The sequence below is a fragment of the Anabaena azotica FACHB-119 genome (genome assembly GCF_014697625.1).
In the GTDB taxonomy this organism is placed as follows: domain Bacteria; phylum Cyanobacteriota; class Cyanobacteriia; order Cyanobacteriales; family Nostocaceae; genus Trichormus; species Trichormus azoticus_A.
Window position 1 is genome coordinate 30,606 of the sequence record NZ_JACJSG010000027.1, and the last position, 15,160, is coordinate 45,765.

General features: G+C 40.5%; 10 protein-coding genes. 6 read left to right on the forward strand and 4 right to left on the reverse strand.

Annotation, left to right across the window (positions count from 1 at the left end):
• Positions 1–18 precede the first annotated feature (18 nt).
• From H6G83_RS19425 to H6G83_RS19445, 5 genes are all read left to right on the forward strand, one after another.
• A complete protein-coding gene (locus H6G83_RS19425) occupies positions 19–2,292 on the forward strand; it encodes an ATP-binding cassette domain-containing protein (RefSeq protein WP_190475299.1) in 2,274 nt (757 codons plus the stop codon).
• Positions 2,289–3,491 carry a glycosyltransferase gene (locus H6G83_RS19430; protein ID WP_190475301.1) on the forward strand — a complete coding sequence of 401 codons (1,203 nt, stop codon included), beginning with the start codon at positions 2,289–2,291 and terminating at the stop codon, positions 3,489–3,491. Before H6G83_RS19425 ends, H6G83_RS19430 begins: the two co-directional genes overlap by 4 nt.
• Before the next feature lie 122 nt (positions 3,492–3,613).
• The gene (locus H6G83_RS19435) at positions 3,614–4,567 is read left to right on the forward strand and encodes a glycosyltransferase family 10 domain-containing protein (protein ID WP_190475435.1); all 954 of its coding nucleotides are present in this window, start codon (positions 3,614–3,616) and stop codon (positions 4,565–4,567) included.
• Between the two features lie 74 nt (positions 4,568–4,641).
• The gene (locus H6G83_RS19440) at positions 4,642–5,637 is read left to right on the forward strand and encodes an Npun_R2821/Npun_R2822 family protein (RefSeq protein WP_190475303.1); all 996 of its coding nucleotides are present in this window, start codon (positions 4,642–4,644) and stop codon (positions 5,635–5,637) included.
• Positions 5,638–5,646: 9 nt separating this feature from the next.
• Complete coding sequence (locus H6G83_RS19445; RefSeq protein WP_190475305.1) at positions 5,647–6,576, forward strand: Npun_R2821/Npun_R2822 family protein; 930 nt, start codon at positions 5,647–5,649, stop codon at positions 6,574–6,576.
• 363 nt (positions 6,577–6,939) lie between these two features.
• On the opposite strand, the gene H6G83_RS19450 is transcribed toward H6G83_RS19445, so the two are convergent.
• The 3 genes from H6G83_RS19450 to H6G83_RS19460 all read right to left on the reverse strand — a co-directional run bounded on the left by H6G83_RS19450 (position 6,940) and on the right by H6G83_RS19460 (position 10,313).
• Positions 6,940–7,692 (reverse strand): D-Ala-D-Ala carboxypeptidase family metallohydrolase, encoded by a 753-nt coding sequence (locus tag H6G83_RS19450; RefSeq protein ID WP_190475307.1) that lies wholly within the window; start codon positions 7,690–7,692, stop codon positions 6,940–6,942.
• Positions 7,693–8,188: 496 nt separating this feature from the next.
• Positions 8,189–8,566, reverse strand: a complete 378-nt coding sequence (locus H6G83_RS19455; RefSeq protein WP_190475309.1) for a hypothetical protein — start codon at positions 8,564–8,566, stop codon at positions 8,189–8,191.
• Positions 8,567–8,594: 28 nt separating this feature from the next.
• The gene (locus tag H6G83_RS19460; protein ID WP_190475311.1) at positions 8,595–10,313 is read right to left on the reverse strand and encodes an ABC1 kinase family protein; all 1,719 of its coding nucleotides are present in this window, start codon (positions 10,311–10,313) and stop codon (positions 8,595–8,597) included.
• Between the two features lie 597 nt (positions 10,314–10,910).
• On the opposite strand from H6G83_RS19460, the gene H6G83_RS19465 reads away from it, so the two are divergent.
• On the forward strand, positions 10,911–12,017 hold the full coding sequence (locus H6G83_RS19465) for a hypothetical protein (protein WP_190475313.1): 1,107 nt from the start codon (positions 10,911–10,913) through the stop codon (positions 12,015–12,017).
• Positions 12,018–12,239: 222 nt separating this feature from the next.
• Here the strand turns inward: H6G83_RS19465 and H6G83_RS19470 are convergent, their stop codons facing one another.
• Positions 12,240–14,840 carry a M1 family metallopeptidase gene (locus tag H6G83_RS19470; RefSeq protein WP_190475314.1) on the reverse strand — a complete coding sequence of 867 codons (2,601 nt, stop codon included), beginning with the start codon at positions 14,838–14,840 and terminating at the stop codon, positions 12,240–12,242.
• Positions 14,841–15,160 lie beyond the last annotated feature (320 nt).

Genomic DNA, 15,160 nt, shown 5'->3' on the forward strand with positions numbered 1-15,160 from the left:
GTTACCCTCATAAACTAAATGCCTAATCAACGCATCTTACTCAAATTTGCGAAACCATACCCAGGATTAATTCTACTGACGATAATATTAGGATTTTCTGGAGCTTTATTTAATGGGATTAGTACAACGCTGATTGTACCGATAATTTTAAGAATAGTTGGGCAACCAGTAGACTTGAAAGGCGCTCCAGGGTTACTTAAAGCCATCATGACACCATTTGATCATGTGCCGGAAAACTACCGCGTTGGTGTAATGGCAGGGGCAATTCTCCTGACAATTGCTTTAAAAAATTTAGCAACATACACTAGCACATTAGCATCAAGTTCTCTCACTCGTAGGCTCACTGCGGATATGCGAGAAGCCAGTGTGAATTTATTACTAAATATTGATATAGATTATTATGCTAAAACCAAAGTTGGTGACTTAATCAACAGTTTAGGAGGAGAAATTGGTCGTGCTGCTACTTATTTAGGCAACATAATCAAGTTAATTATTCTAACTAGTACAATTTTCGTTTTTGTTTGCCTATTACTGTCAATTTCTTGGCAGTTAACTATCATGGCGACTGTCTTATTGTCGATAGTAACATTAGTCAATCAATTTGCCATTAGCCGTTCCCGCAAGTTTGGCAAAATATTGAGTAATATGTCAAAAGCTTACTCAATAGCTGTGTTAGAAACCCTGAATGGGATTCGGCTTGTCAAGGCTACGGCGAATGAGAATAAAGAATTTAATAGAATTAAAACATTAATTCGGGAGCGGGAAGCAGCAGACTTTAAGGATCAGATGAACTCAAATGTGATCGCACCCCTCAGCGAATTTTTGGGAGTCGCAGCTTTACTGGGAATTGTACTTTTAAGTAAGACTTTGTTTGCTGACCAAGTTAGCGCCATTTCGGCTGTACTTTTAACATATCTACTCATCTTATTGCGCCTGCTACCGCTAGTTTCTCAACTCAATAGTCTCCGTAGTAGCTTTGCTAGTACGGGTGCTAGTGTAGATGTAGTCTGTGAATTATTACGAGTAGATAATAAACCATTTCTAGTTAATGGTAAAATTGCCTACAACGGGTTACAAAAAGGGATTACTTTTGAATCAGTTTCCTTTACTTATCCTGGGCATAATAAGCAAGTACTCAAAGATGTCACCTTAAATTTACCCCGTGGCACAACTTTAGCATTAGTGGGTGGTTCTGGTGCAGGTAAGTCAACTTTAGCCGACTTATTACCTAGATTTTATGACCCTACTGGTGGCTTTATTAGTATTGATGATGTAGATTTGCGTGAGTTTGATACTGCATCTTTACGCAGATGTATGGGAATTGTTAGCCAGGATACTTTTCTGTTCAATAATTCAGTCCGTAATAACATCGCCTATGGTAAACCAGATGCTACAGACGAAGAGATTGTGTTAGCGGCTAAACGGGCAAATGCCTACGAATTTATTAGTAAATTACCGCAGCAATTTGATACGATGGTAGGCGATCGCGGTGTGATGTTATCGGGAGGACAAAGACAAAGACTAGCGATCGCCCGCGCACTCCTACAAAATCCTGATATCCTCATTCTTGATGAAGCGACTAGTGCTTTAGACACCGTTTCCGAACGCTTAGTACAAGCAGCATTAGAAGAACTCAGTCGCGATAGAACCACATTAGTCATAGCACACCGCCTCTCTACAGTCCGCAAAGCTCATCAAATCGCTGTCTTAGATCAGGGAAAAGTCGTAGAGGTAGGAACCCACGAAGAACTCTTACAAAAAGGTGGCTACTACTCACGACTGTATCAAATGCAGTTTAGTAATACAGAAACAGCTAATAAAACCAATCAAACCTACTTGCGAATTTCCTATGAAATCCGCACCCGCCTTAACTCAATGATTGGGGTTTTACGCTTGTTATTAGATGATGTGATAGATAATAGTCAAGAACATCAGGAGTTAATTGAAGATTCATACAAATCAGCATTTAAAATCATTAACACCCTGGATATTTTTGAGGACAGTTTACAACAACAAATTAAATATTCATCTAATTTATTAATGGAGGAAAATCAAAATAGTAACAAGCAGAGTGAAAATTTAAAAAATTTTAAAGACTTTCATATACAGTTTGACAATATATTACTTTCGCTACGTTCATTGACTGATTTTACAGGCGAGTTAACACAAAGTGAATATTCAATCCTCAAAGAGGCTCTAAATCTGTCGATGAATCTCCTGAATTATTTAGAAAATTTTGAAAATGACATCTTGTCAACGCACACAGAACTATTGGCCCCAACTCAACAATGAAAAATCAATATATCTTTTATACTAGAAACGTATCGCAGCAACCAGACACTGCCCACGAAATTCATGATGTTCTTTGTGCTAATGCTGCCGCTAATTTAGGATATGCTTCTGTTTTAGTGTATCCAGAAGCAAAACGTGGTTCTTTGAATACATTCTCATTGTTTTCTCCTTACCAACCCAAGCAACCAGATAAGGATTTTGTCGAATTTTACGATGTACAAGATAAGTTAAAAGTTGCCTCCCTACCAATGCCTTGGCCTATTGATTGTGTTGGAGGCAAATATACAGCATCAAGTACAATAGTAACGCGATATTATTTACCATTTCATCTTTTATCACATACCAAAATTGTCCATACTAGAGATTGGAATTTTGTCCAAGCCGCAGTTAAAAATCGCATCCCTACTATCTACGAACGCCACTATTTCCAAAAAGAAAAGGTTCCTAAAGCTATTGCTGAAAGTCCTTTTTTGCAAATAGCTATTACCCAGTCAGAAATTATTAGACAAAGCCTTATTGAACAGGGGTTTCCCCCTGAAAAAGTTGTCTGGCTACATAACGGTTTTGAGAAATCATTTTTATTAAAACAGCCAGAAGAAGCCGCCGCATGGCGTAAGGAATTACTCAAAGATGAAAGTCAACGCCTAGTAGTTTATTCTGGCGCTTTATACCCATTTAAAGGTATTGATGTTTTGATTGATGCAGCTAAAGAATTACCACAAGTACAGTTTGCCATTACAGGTGGTAAGACAGAACAAGTAACAGCCTATCAACAATTAGCTAAAGATAAACAAGTAGAAAATATCAAGTTTCTAGGCTGGGTATTACCTCGCCAACGCTTAGTCAGTTTATTTCAAGCTGCTGATATTTTGGTTCATCCTCACTGTTCTGGTAAGTCGGCTAACTTCACCAATCCTGTAAAATTCTTTCAATATATGGCTTCAGGAACTCCCATAGTTATTACCGAAATTCCGCCATTAATGCTGTTTAAAGATATGCCTTTAGCTGCTGTATGGTGTGAACCTGATAACCCAAATAAATTAGCTCAAGCATTAAAACAGGCTCTGGAAATATATCCAAGAAAGATAGAAGGTTATACCAAAAATATTGAATTAGCTAAACCATTTTCTTGGGAAAATCGTATAGATAAAATTCTTAGTTATGTAGATGAATCTTTGCGTCCGCAATTAATAAATTAACCTATGGTACTTAATTTTAAGTTCGTAGTCAGGACTTTAGTCCTATTATATCTAAAATCAGGACTAAAGTCCTGACTACAAACCTCTTAAAAATCACATTATCAATAATGAATCTTGGCTCAATGGATATAAAAAAAATTGGCATGATTTCTAGCTATAACAATCTAGCAAAAAGAGCAGATTGGTTATGGCAACAGACACCCCAACAATTTGGCGTGTGGCGAAATATTCAAATAGAAGCGTTGGCAGAAAAACCTGATTTTCTGTTGATGTATCAATTTGATTTTCCTAAGAATGATAAACAGCCATCTTGGTTAGATAAGTTACGCCGTAAACCACAAAATCAACAAATTAATGTGGAATCTTTACTCCGAAATGTACCGAAGGAACGTATAATTTATCTATTGCGTGAACCTCCCTTAGAAGAGATTGTAGAGAAAAATAAATCATATTATCAAGCAGCAAAACAATATTGCGGTTATATTTCCGGGCCTGATGATTTTGCCCCTAAGCCTGATTATATGCCCGCTATTTGGTATCATAACAACGCATTTCGAGAACTGAATGAAATGCCTGTACCCGAAAAAGTATTCCCTTGCAGTTGGATAACTTCTGGTATTAGTCGTACTGCTAACCATCGTCGCCGATTAAAGTTTTTGGAATTACTCCAAGCTAGCGAAGTTAAGTTGAATTTGTATGGACGGGGTTTACCGGAATGGGCAAAATCATCGGGAGAATTGGGTAATAAATGGTATGGAATGGCTCCATATTATTACAACCTATCAATTGAAAATTATGCGGAAAATGATTGGTATGTAAGTGAAAAGTTATGGGATGCTTTATTGGCATGGTGTTTACCAATATATTATGGTGGCCCAGCCGCAGATAAATTGTTACCTCCAGGCAGTTTTTTACGCCTACCCAGCTTGGATGAAAAAGGTGTGGCTTACATCCAAGAAGTGACAGCTACACCTGATGCTTGGTATGCTGCTAAGGATGCGATCGCCGAAGCTAGACAAATCATCCTCCACAAACTAAACCTACTCAACTGGTTGTCAGAATTTGTTAGTCAGTAGTCAGTTGACAGTTATCAGTTGTTATTTTCCCCCTTCCCCTTTCCCCTTTCCCCCTTCCCCTTCCCCAAAACTATATGGATGGTATTTGTACCCTTGCTAATGACCGAGTTTTCGACCAACTAATTGCTTTACTCAATAGCATTGAAGCAATTTATGGGCAGAAAATGCCTGTTTGTATTTATCCCTATGACGACAATACAACACAAATTGCGGCAGAAATTGCCCGTCGTCCCCAAGTGCAGCTTTATGATCATCAAGAGTCAATTCAGCAATGGGATGAATTTGTTTGTAGTGTCTGGGATATCCATCCTACTGCTCAAGCACATTGGCAGAAAATTAGTCAGGAAAAGTATCATCGTGTCGGTACTCATCGCCGTTACTGCGCCTTTGATGGGCCTTTTGACCGCTTTGTTTACATGGATGCTGATACATTATTAATGAGTCCATTAGACGCAGTTTTTGACCAACTCAATCATTATGATTGGGTGGTGTACGATTTTCAGTATAAAGATTTATCTCACGTTTATAACCTTAATTCTGCTAAATTAACAGAATTATTTACCCAAGAACAATTACAAACAGAAGTATTTTGTTCTGGTTTTTATGCAGCTAAAAAAGGTTTATTTAATGCCCAAAACCAAAAAATTATTCTAGATAAGTTGCGTCAGGGAGAAGCTGAAGTTCTTTATGATATGGCTCCTGATCAAACAATTCTCAATTATATGGTAATGCGGTTAGGCATATCTAATTATAATTTTGCTCTCAATCTACCAAATAACGAAAAGACTGGTTGTTGTGTAACTTCTCCCCACTTTAAAGCCCGCGATAATATCTTGTATGACCAAGGTAAACGGCTTACTTATATTCACTATATTGGGCTAAGTTCTAGTTTATTTAGAAGGATTTGTGCAGGGGAAAACCTGGAATTTCCTTACCGGGATTTGTTCTTGCATTATCGTTATCTGCATGAACCAAACAAACGTCCACAGTTTACAACCAAGCCAAAAGTTATCGAAAATTACCCCAGTTTGGGTAAGCGGATTTTAAGAAAATTAGGTTTAACAGTGTGAGGTGAAAATATGAGTCGGGGAATTTATATTATAGCTAATGATAAAGTTATTGATCAGGCGATCGCACTCCTTAACAGTATCCGCTTATATGATGCCGATACTCCAGTTGTGATGATTCCCTACGATGATAATTATCATAAAATCGCAGATATTCTCAACCAACACTATGGGGTGCAACTCTATAGTGATTTAGCTTTTATAGACCAACTTTCTCAAAGATTGCATCAAACTTTTGGTGGGAAATTTTTCGCCCGTCCTAATCAATTTCGCAAGCAAGCTTGTTGGTTTGGCCCCTTCGATGAATTTCTCTATATTGATACCGATATTGTTGTCTTTGAAAAAATCATCGATAATCTGAACTACCTAGCCGCAGCAGATTTTATATGTTGTGATTATCAACACGCAGGCGGTATCAAAAACGTATTTACCCCTAAAGTTTTTGAAGATCAGGTTTTTACTCAAGCAGAAGTTCAAGATATTTTTAACGGTGGTTTTTGGGGTTCTAAGAAAAACTTAATTTCGGCAGATGATTTATTTGCTACCTTTACTGAATGTGCAGCCCACCCCGAATACTTTGATTTTTCCGAAAAGACTTCTGACCAACCAATTATTAATTATATGTTGCTCAAGCGCATTCCTCGCCGCTTCAACATTGTCCGCCGTGAAGGTAAAGCACCTGGTAATTGGGCGGGTTCTCCCCATTTTCAAACTCAAGGTAACTTAGTATTTGACCCTAATGTTAATCAACCTCTACAATATCTGCATTGGGCAGGTATTCGCATTCAACCGGGTTGTCCCTATTGGGATATCTGGGAATATCACCGCAATTTGAATCCTGACTTCCCTGCGGCTGCTATACCCGCGCCAGCAAAGCAAAGCCAATGGCAAAAAGTATTAAATCTCCTGAAAAACCCATTGCGGCAAATACACATTAAGTAAGTTGCTGAGAAAAGTTAATTTACTGACAACGTTTTGCGCTTGGATGAGGCTAAATACTACAATAAAACCCTTAGAGGATGTTTGAAAAGTATTAGGACTTAAGCATAAAAACGAAAAATCAAGAGTTTGGGCAAGGGTGTAGGGGTGTAAATCTTTAAAACCCTTACACCCATGACCCCCAGCCTCAACAAACAACTTTAATGCGTAATACCAATTTTATATGAGGTTGCACATAATATAAAACCCATTGATTTATCCCCGTTTATCTGCGTGCATCTGCGTTCAATTATTCTCGACATATTATTCTATGCAGCTTCATATTAATTTGGTATAAGTCCTGTATGATTCAAAGAATAATTCCTGCTAGTAGGGAAATATTGTTTTTGTACCCGGTCGTATATCACCGTGGAAGAATCCTTTATTACGTCCCCTGAACACTGCATCTCCCAAGCCAACAAAGTCAGAAACTTCTAACACTTCCCAAAGTTTCCTGAAGTCGCCGTTCATAGGTTGCATATCAAGCGCACGGAAGTATAGATGTTGACTGTTGCGAACCCCGCCAACTGCCTTGTTTACATTAGGTGGACGGTAGCCAGAAGTAATTACTATAGGTGAGCCAAACTTCTCTCTCACTTTTCCCCAAACTTTAGCAAGCCTAACCGCATTCTGTACATATTCGGAAATAGTAGGAATGCGAGTACAGCCCTTAGTTGCTTCACCCCAAGTTAAAGGTATACCAGCAACAATGTATTGGTTCTCATAAACTACTTCACCATTAGGAAGTTTCATTGACTTTCCAGTGCGTGTTCCAGCATCTGGATTGAGTTTGGGTTGTGAGTCACTACTGTCATCAGTTGTGCTTGCCTTCTCTTCCTGATCTTTGACATCTAGCAACTCTTTAGCAGTAGTTACTCCCAGTAGTAAAGGGAACTTTAGTTGATTATCTTCTTTGAAGTCTGCAAAAGCTTGTTTTGTTATAGAACCTACAATACCGTCTACTTCTATTTTTAGGATTTCCTGTATTTCTTTAATTAGCTCTGGAGAACCATCAATGATGGAAATAGTAGGTGCGTTTGCTTGAATAAATTCGGATAGCGATTTGATTTGAGAACTCATAAATTTTATTCCTTGGTGCGATCGCGCTTAAGTAGACGTTGAAAAAACCTCTATCTAAAGGAATATTCAGTAATTTCGTCATTAAATATGCAATTTATGTGGAAAATTTGCATTATTCCCTTGTTACCTTTCAAGAAACAAGGCAGGGGGCAGGGGAAACCTTGCTTGTGCAGGACTTACGCAAGTGTCACAATTGGTGGTTGGTGCGTGACGCTACAAGTCTCATTACCATGTTCAAATATTATCGCCAGTCACACACCCTACAGAAAAAATATGCCAGTTGCGTAAGTCCTATTGTGGAAACATTTTTCGAGCTTAAGTATCATAGAAGAATCCCCCAGCTTTTTATGAAAACATCACTATCGCTCGTTTTCTTAGCTGTGGGGAGTACGTCAAGATGATTTGGCATAATTTTCAAACATTCTTTTAGAGGATGTTTGAAAAGTATGATTCCTGAGATCAAAATGTTAAAGACCTACGATTTTCCAAACATCATTTAAGATAAAGAGTCTAAATCGAGTGATTTCATTCCTCGGCGTTCGGCGTAGGTTAACATACTGCCTAATTGGAACCAAACTAGTAGACAAGTGCCTAAGCTGAGGGGTAAACCGATGCCTAAAGCAAGAATATTGGGAAAGCCGAATATTTCTAAACCAGAGGAGACAAATAAACAAATACCGATAGTGATGCCTAAAAATGGGAAAGGCAACTGTTTCTTAAATGCTGAATTAGTTTGAGAGTTTTCTGTGCTATTGACTTGCCAATTTTGTACTAATAATTTTAGTGTTCCAGAGAGAGCAAAGCCAGAAGTAAGCGCTACAAACAGACCTAAAATTAATAAGAAATATGGCGGTTGTGAAGGGTAATAGTACATGAAAACTCCCAATTTTATAAGATGAAATTTAATTTTTAGCTGCGGATTCGTCAAAAAACGTGAGAGATGTTGCTTGGGGTAAAATGGCAGCAACGCTTTCTCTAGATAAATCTGTCAACAACCCGATCGCCACATTAAAAATGCGCGTTGGTTTGAGGTCATCTTTCACCAAAAACCATAGGCGTTGGACTTCTTCGGTGTGCAGGCGGTCATCTTCTGTGAGTGCTAGCACCAATTGGCGGCGTAAAAATTGACCTTCATCAGATAGGAGAAATTCTAACCCCATTCTGGCTGTAGGTAATACGTCAAAGTTGCCATCGGTGCGGGCGATCGCAATCAGATTTTCCAAGCGCTGCCACTGAAATCTACCATCTTTAAACAGCACATTCAACAACCGTCTTCTTAATTGGGGAGATTCTCCAGTTAGTAGGCGTTTAGCTACATAAGGATGACTCACTTCCACAATTTTGAAGTTGGGGTTGAGACTTAGTGCAATCCCTTCTTGTGTCACCAGGGAACGGATAATTAAAGCAAACTTGGCGGGAACGCGGAAGGGATATTCATACATCAGTTCTGAGAACTGGTCGGTAATGGTTTTAAAGTTAAAGTCCTCGACATTTTTACCGATCGCATTTCCTAATACTGCCTCTAATGCGGGAATGATGGGGGCAATATTTGTATTGGGGGTGAGAAATCCTAATTTGACGAAATCTAAGGCTAAATCACTATAGTCTTTGTTCACCAGATGCACTAACGCATCTACCAAAGTTTCTTTCGTGAGTTCCTCCAACTGATCCATCATGCCAAAGTCAATATAAGCCATGCGACCATCAGGCATGGCAAATAAGTTACCTGGGTGGGGGTCAGCGTGGAAAAAGCCGTATTCTAACAATTGTTGCAAACCAGAGGTAACACCGATGCGGATAATCGCTTCTGGGTCTAAACCTGCGGCGCGGATACTCTTGGTATCTGTCAGCTTGAAGCCGTTAATCCACTCTAAGGTTAAAACTTTACTAGCTGTAAACCGCCAATAAATACTCGGTACTTTGACTTCGGGATGATCGCGGAAGTTGTGAGCGAATTTTTCCGCGTTGCGTCCTTCGTTGAGGTAATCAATTTCTTCAAATAACTTGGTTCCGAACTCATCTACAATCAAGGTCAGGTCATGACCGAGATTGAGGGGTAGCCAAGGTGCTAACCAACCAGCCGCCCAACGCATTATATAGAGGTCAAGGGTGAGGATGGGGCGCAGATTGGGGCGTTGTACTTTGACTGCGACTTCTTCACCGCTAATCAAGCGTCCTCGGTAGACTTGACCTAAACTCGCCGCCGCTACTGGAGATGGGGAAAGTTCACTATATATATCACTTATGGATCTGCCTAATTCTGTTTCGATGATTTGATAGGCGATCGCATTATCAAATGGTGGTAATTGGTCTTGTAGCTTAATCAGTTCTTCTAGAAAATCTTTCCGTATCAGGTCTGGTCTGGTGGAGAGGGCTTGACCTACCTTGATAAAAGTCGGGCCTAAACGGGTTAGTATGTTTCGTAACTGGCTAGCCCGTTTTCCCTTGTTCTGTTCTTCTTGATTTTGCCATTCATCCCACTTCAAGCCCAAAATAAACGTTGCAAAATACCACGTTATTTTGAACAACCGTCCTAAAGTTAGCCAGGGACGATAACGATAGTAACTGGCGATCGCATCGGGATTGTAGCGCTTAAGCTGACCAGGTTGATACTGACCCACGCCTTTGTCTGCCTCTTCTACTGGGAAATTTACTCTCAGTTATCAGTGAGCCAGCGCGGTCTTGGGGGTTTCCCCCATGAGCGACTGGCGAACCCGTAAGGGTTATCAGTTATCAGTTCCATCCTTGGGAAAACACTACAGCAATTGGTGCTTGGTTTCAATCCTCCACTAGATTATGTTGATAACTGTTCACTGTTCACTGTTCACTGATTTATTGTTTTGACAAGCAAGTTGGTTGCTAGTCTATTTTGGCTAGTTTTCTGCAAAAAAACTGTCAATCTTCTTGATTTTTGCGTTTTTTCGCAGGTATGCTAACCTATTGGACTTTTCAGATATTTCTATCTTTTTCTTAATTGTACTTTATAAAAGTACAACTTTGTCGATGTTATTTATAACTTAACTTTGGGAATACTTTACATAGCTGCATATTTACGTAGTCTGAGCCAGATACATTGGCTACAGGCGTTTAAACGCTTGCTTTTTTCATTTATCGTATGTAGAATGGCTCAGGCTGGTCAAGCGGAGTTGCCCCGAATTCCTCTGCTGATAGCGTAAGTAATAGCTAAGTTCCCAAAAAAATTGCTGGGCTAGATTTTGATGAAATCATTTTCAATATTCAGAAACCGCAAATTCAGGTTGCGTATATTTGCGGTAGCAATAAGTGCTTTATTAACTATTAGCTTGACAAATGCGATCGCTAGTAGTCAAACACCCACTACCAGAGATCCTTGGTTATGGCCATTTTCCACCACATCAATTTGGAATATGCCAATTGGCTCAGGCGCTAAATACGTAGCAGCTAACATTCAAAAAGCTGGTTGGTTTGGCGTAGATCGAGAGTATTTTTACAAGCTCAAGGATAGTGATCCTCTACGTCCTGTTTATTCTCCGGGTAGCTGGACTAAAAGGTGTTCTGGCACTAACCCTAACTCCGTCAATATCTCTTTACCCGTTCCCGATAGCTTAATTATTCCTGACGCTACCCTCGATCCTTATAATACTCCCAACAATGCCTCGGCTTTTCTCATGCCAGATGGGAAAACCTTAGTACAACTTGAACCATTGGCGCGGTGTGAAAAGGGCGGGCCGATTTATGGCTGGCGCTATTTCCCTGACCTGACCTTATATGGCCAAGGAATAGGCGGAGCGCATTTCGGCTCTGGACTATCTTCCATTGGCGGTTCTATTCGTAAAGGTGAATTAACTAACGACCAACCAATTCGCCACGCCATCAAATTATTGTTTTGGAGTAAAAAATACTACTACTATTCATCTAGTGTACCTGGATATCGCTGGCCAGCAGACCGATCTGATACTGGAGCCTCCACTAGTTATCAGGGTACAAACCCTAACTTTGTCCAAGGAACCTTACTAGCGATTCCTCCATCCGTCACCGAATCCAGCCTGAAATTACAAACCGCAGCAGGCAAAAAATTGTTTAAGGTTTTACAAAATTACGGTGGCTACGTTGTTGATGATGCAGCCTGGGATGCTCATTACATCGCAATGGAACAAGGAGTTCCCGAAGAGTTTCAAGCTAAATATGGTTACAGCATCGAGGGCGGCTCTGGCAATTTTTATGAGGATGTGATGAAGCTATATAAGGCGCTCTACATCGTTAACAATAATACTTCAACTACCATAGGTGGAGGTGGTAGCACAAGACGCGCTTCTCTAGCTCCAGCATTACCACCAGCACCATAGGTGACAGGTGACAGGTTACAGTAGGTTGGGCAGTGCAGCGCCAAAACCATAACAAGGTGTAATGCTCACCATACATTTGAATTAGCAATTATATCAAGTGCGGCTAATTACGATCTGGTTGGTTTAATTGGTAATAGGTAATTGTCTTTTCCAATTACCTATTACCAATTACCAATTAGCAACCCCCAAGAAGTGATAAGTGTTTAAGCGGACAAGATATTACTAACTCTTTGCAGCCTGGGATTTAGCCTCTAAGGTTTCCAGACGGCTTTTGAGTTGTTGATTTTGCTGTTTGAGTTGGTCAAGTTCCTCGCGTAATTGGCGTAAGGCGTTGTCTGCACCGATGTTTTTCTGCACATGAGCTAATTGTTCTTCAGCGAAACGACGCACACGTCCATCGGTAGTTTGATCAGCAAGCGATCGCAATACGCCTATCGCCTTTGCTGTCTCCATTTCTCCCAAGGAAGTCACAACCGCCATTGAGGTGAAAAAGAAGTTTTCTTTGGCTAGTTCGGCTAATCGTTCTATTATCCGTTCTACGTTAACCGGATTTTGACCGACGGAAACCTTGCCTAATGCGCGTATAGCTGACAATCGCAATGGTTGCGGTACACCTAGTTTGCTATACTCAAGTATCAAATCCAACGCTGCTTCTGAGGTTTTAAGTTCAGCTAAACCCTTAATTGCCCCACTACGCACCACCTCATTCCAACCAGTCCTCTCTGACAAAACCGATTGTAGGAGCTTGATTGCCTTCTCTTCTCTAGATTTGTCATCGAAATTAATGGCGGCGATCGCACCTAAAGCCACGCAAGCCTCCGCCTCTACGTAGTAACTATCATCACCATCTTTAACAACATTTTTGACAGCCTTATAACTAGCGCGAGTTTTAATTTCTGCTAATGCTTGCACCACCGCCCGCCGTACATAAGGATTTTTATCCGCCAATCCCTCAACTAATCCGTCAAAGGCTTGGTCTAACTTAATCTCTGCTAGCTGTTTGGCAACTTCCACCCGCACAGCCCAGAATGGGTCATGCTTCAAGGATGCAGCTAAAGCTTTAGTCGCTTCTAATCCCCCTTTTTTAGCCAAAGCCGTCGCTGCATATATGCGTGAAATTGGGTCAGGGTCAGATGCTAACTGCGCTTTTAACTCTGGTATGGGATATTCCAAAGACACCGTTTTCAACCAGTGATTATCAACATCAAAGCTGATGAAGTCTGGCTTTTGGGTCAATGGGAAGTAAAAACTCTGTTCCCGTTCATGCACCCGCACTGTGAAAGTTTGCAGTTTTGCGGGTTCTCCTGATTGACTATAACCAAAACCAATAGGGATTCGCAAGTCAAATACATCTTTTTGCTGATCTGCGCTGACTTGGGTTTGGGTAACAGTCACCTTAGCTAACTTCGCTTCCCCATCCCAAGAGTAAGCAACTTGAAAATCAGGATGACCACCACGATAAACGTATTGGTCGAACAGGAAAGTGAGATTTCGTCCGGTAGCTTTTTCAATCGCCCGGAGTAAATCTATGGTTTCTACCGTTTTGTGAGCGTTATCTTGGACAAAAGTTTGCATTGCTAGCCAAAACAATTCTTCTCCCAATTCCGCCCGCATCATGTGATAAACACAAGACCCTTTTTCGTAGGTGTGGCGATCTAAAAGTTCAATGGCTTCGCGGTAAACATGAGTTACCATAGGACGGCGGTAGCGATCGCTATCTTCACTCAGGTAACTACGGGTTTCTAATAAACGGTAATAAGCTGCTTCTTCAGGACTATATTCTTGTTCAGTCCACATCACTTCCGAATAGGAAGCCATTCCTTCCTTCACCCAAGCATGAGACCAATGTTTAATCACTAGTAAATCCCCGAACCATTGATGGGCTAGTTCGTGAACCACCAAACTTTCGGTATTGCGGTTATCTAAAGCGGCGCGTTTATCCAACAAACATCTATCTGTTAATAAGGTGGTGGAAGTATTTTCCATCCCCCCAAAGATAAAGTCATCGACGCAAACTTGGGCATATTTGGGGAAAGGATATGGATAACCATACTTTTCGCTCAAAAACTCCATCATCCGTGGCGTTTTGCCCATGCTACGTTTAGCATCTGCTTCACGTCCCTTTTCTACATAATAGGTAACTGGTTTGGCGCGCCATTCATCCCGAATTTCGGCAAAGTCGCCTACAGCCAGAGTTATCAAGTAGTTAGGGTGTACCTGTTGCTGTGACCAGTGGTAAATTTTGTCTTCACCATCTTCTTGGGTGTCAATCAGTTCGCCGTTAGAAATCGCCACCAGGGGTTTAGGAACAAGCACGCGAATTTCTGAGGTGGAAAGTTGTCCGGGGTAGTCGAAACAGGGGAACCAATAGCGTGAATCCTCATCTTCGCCTTGAGTCCAGACTTGCACGGTTTTGTTGGGGTAATGTGTGTCTGGTTGAATAAAGTAGATACCGCGTTGGGGTTTTTCTACAGAGTAGGCGATCGCAATTAATATCCGCTTCCCCATTTCGGTAGGTTGGGATAGCTGAATCACTAGCTGTTCGCCATCATAGTCAAAATTCTGTGTTACCTCGTCTACCTGTACAGACTTGATGTGCAGATTTACAGCATCTAAAATTAAGCGATCTATCCCGTTGCGAATGGGTAACAAACGAATGCTGCAAGTACCCTCATAACTTTGGTTGGGGATATCTAAATGCAAATCGAGAAAAATATGCTCTACCTGACCAGGGCGATCGGGGTTATAGTGTGGTCTGGCTCCAGGTAATGCAAATGATTTGTGTCCGTTATTATCTTGGTCAAAGGAATAAGATTGTGGCATTGATGCGAAATACCCTTTTATTTTGAAAATTTTCCCTGAGTATATTTTCCAAAAATAGCGCTATTTTTGGGAATTTCCAAATCCAGTAACTCGGCAGTCAACTGTCTAAAACTATCTATAAAGTAAATTATATAATACAATTTGAACAGTATTTTTACGTAAAAAAGTAATTTTTAATTCCACTCGAAAACCTGAGCTTGAAACCTTGATGATTTCGTAGGATGGGCATTGCATCGGCATTAGCTTATGGAGAAGGTGCAAGATATTTGATTCATGATTGGTGTAAGCAGAGAACAGGAGACAGTTAAGAAGGGCTAGAT

Coding starts and splice junctions, on each gene's coding strand:
- H6G83_RS19425 (WP_190475299.1), top strand. CDS start 19: ATGCCTAATCAACGCATCTTACTCAAATTTGCGAAACCATACCCAGGA.
- H6G83_RS19430 (WP_190475301.1), top strand. CDS start 2,289: ATGAAAAATCAATATATCTTTTATACTAGAAACGTATCGCAGCAACCA.
- H6G83_RS19435 (WP_190475435.1), top strand. CDS start 3,614: ATGGATATAAAAAAAATTGGCATGATTTCTAGCTATAACAATCTAGCA.
- H6G83_RS19440 (WP_190475303.1), top strand. CDS start 4,642: ATGGATGGTATTTGTACCCTTGCTAATGACCGAGTTTTCGACCAACTA.
- H6G83_RS19445 (WP_190475305.1), top strand. CDS start 5,647: ATGAGTCGGGGAATTTATATTATAGCTAATGATAAAGTTATTGATCAG.
- H6G83_RS19450 (WP_190475307.1), bottom strand. CDS start 7,692: ATGAGTTCTCAAATCAAATCGCTATCCGAATTTATTCAAGCAAACGCA.
- H6G83_RS19455 (WP_190475309.1), bottom strand. CDS start 8,566: ATGTACTATTACCCTTCACAACCGCCATATTTCTTATTAATTTTAGGT.
- H6G83_RS19465 (WP_190475313.1), top strand. CDS start 10,911: ATGAAATCATTTTCAATATTCAGAAACCGCAAATTCAGGTTGCGTATA.
- H6G83_RS19470 (WP_190475314.1), bottom strand. CDS start 14,840: ATGCCACAATCTTATTCCTTTGACCAAGATAATAACGGACACAAATCA.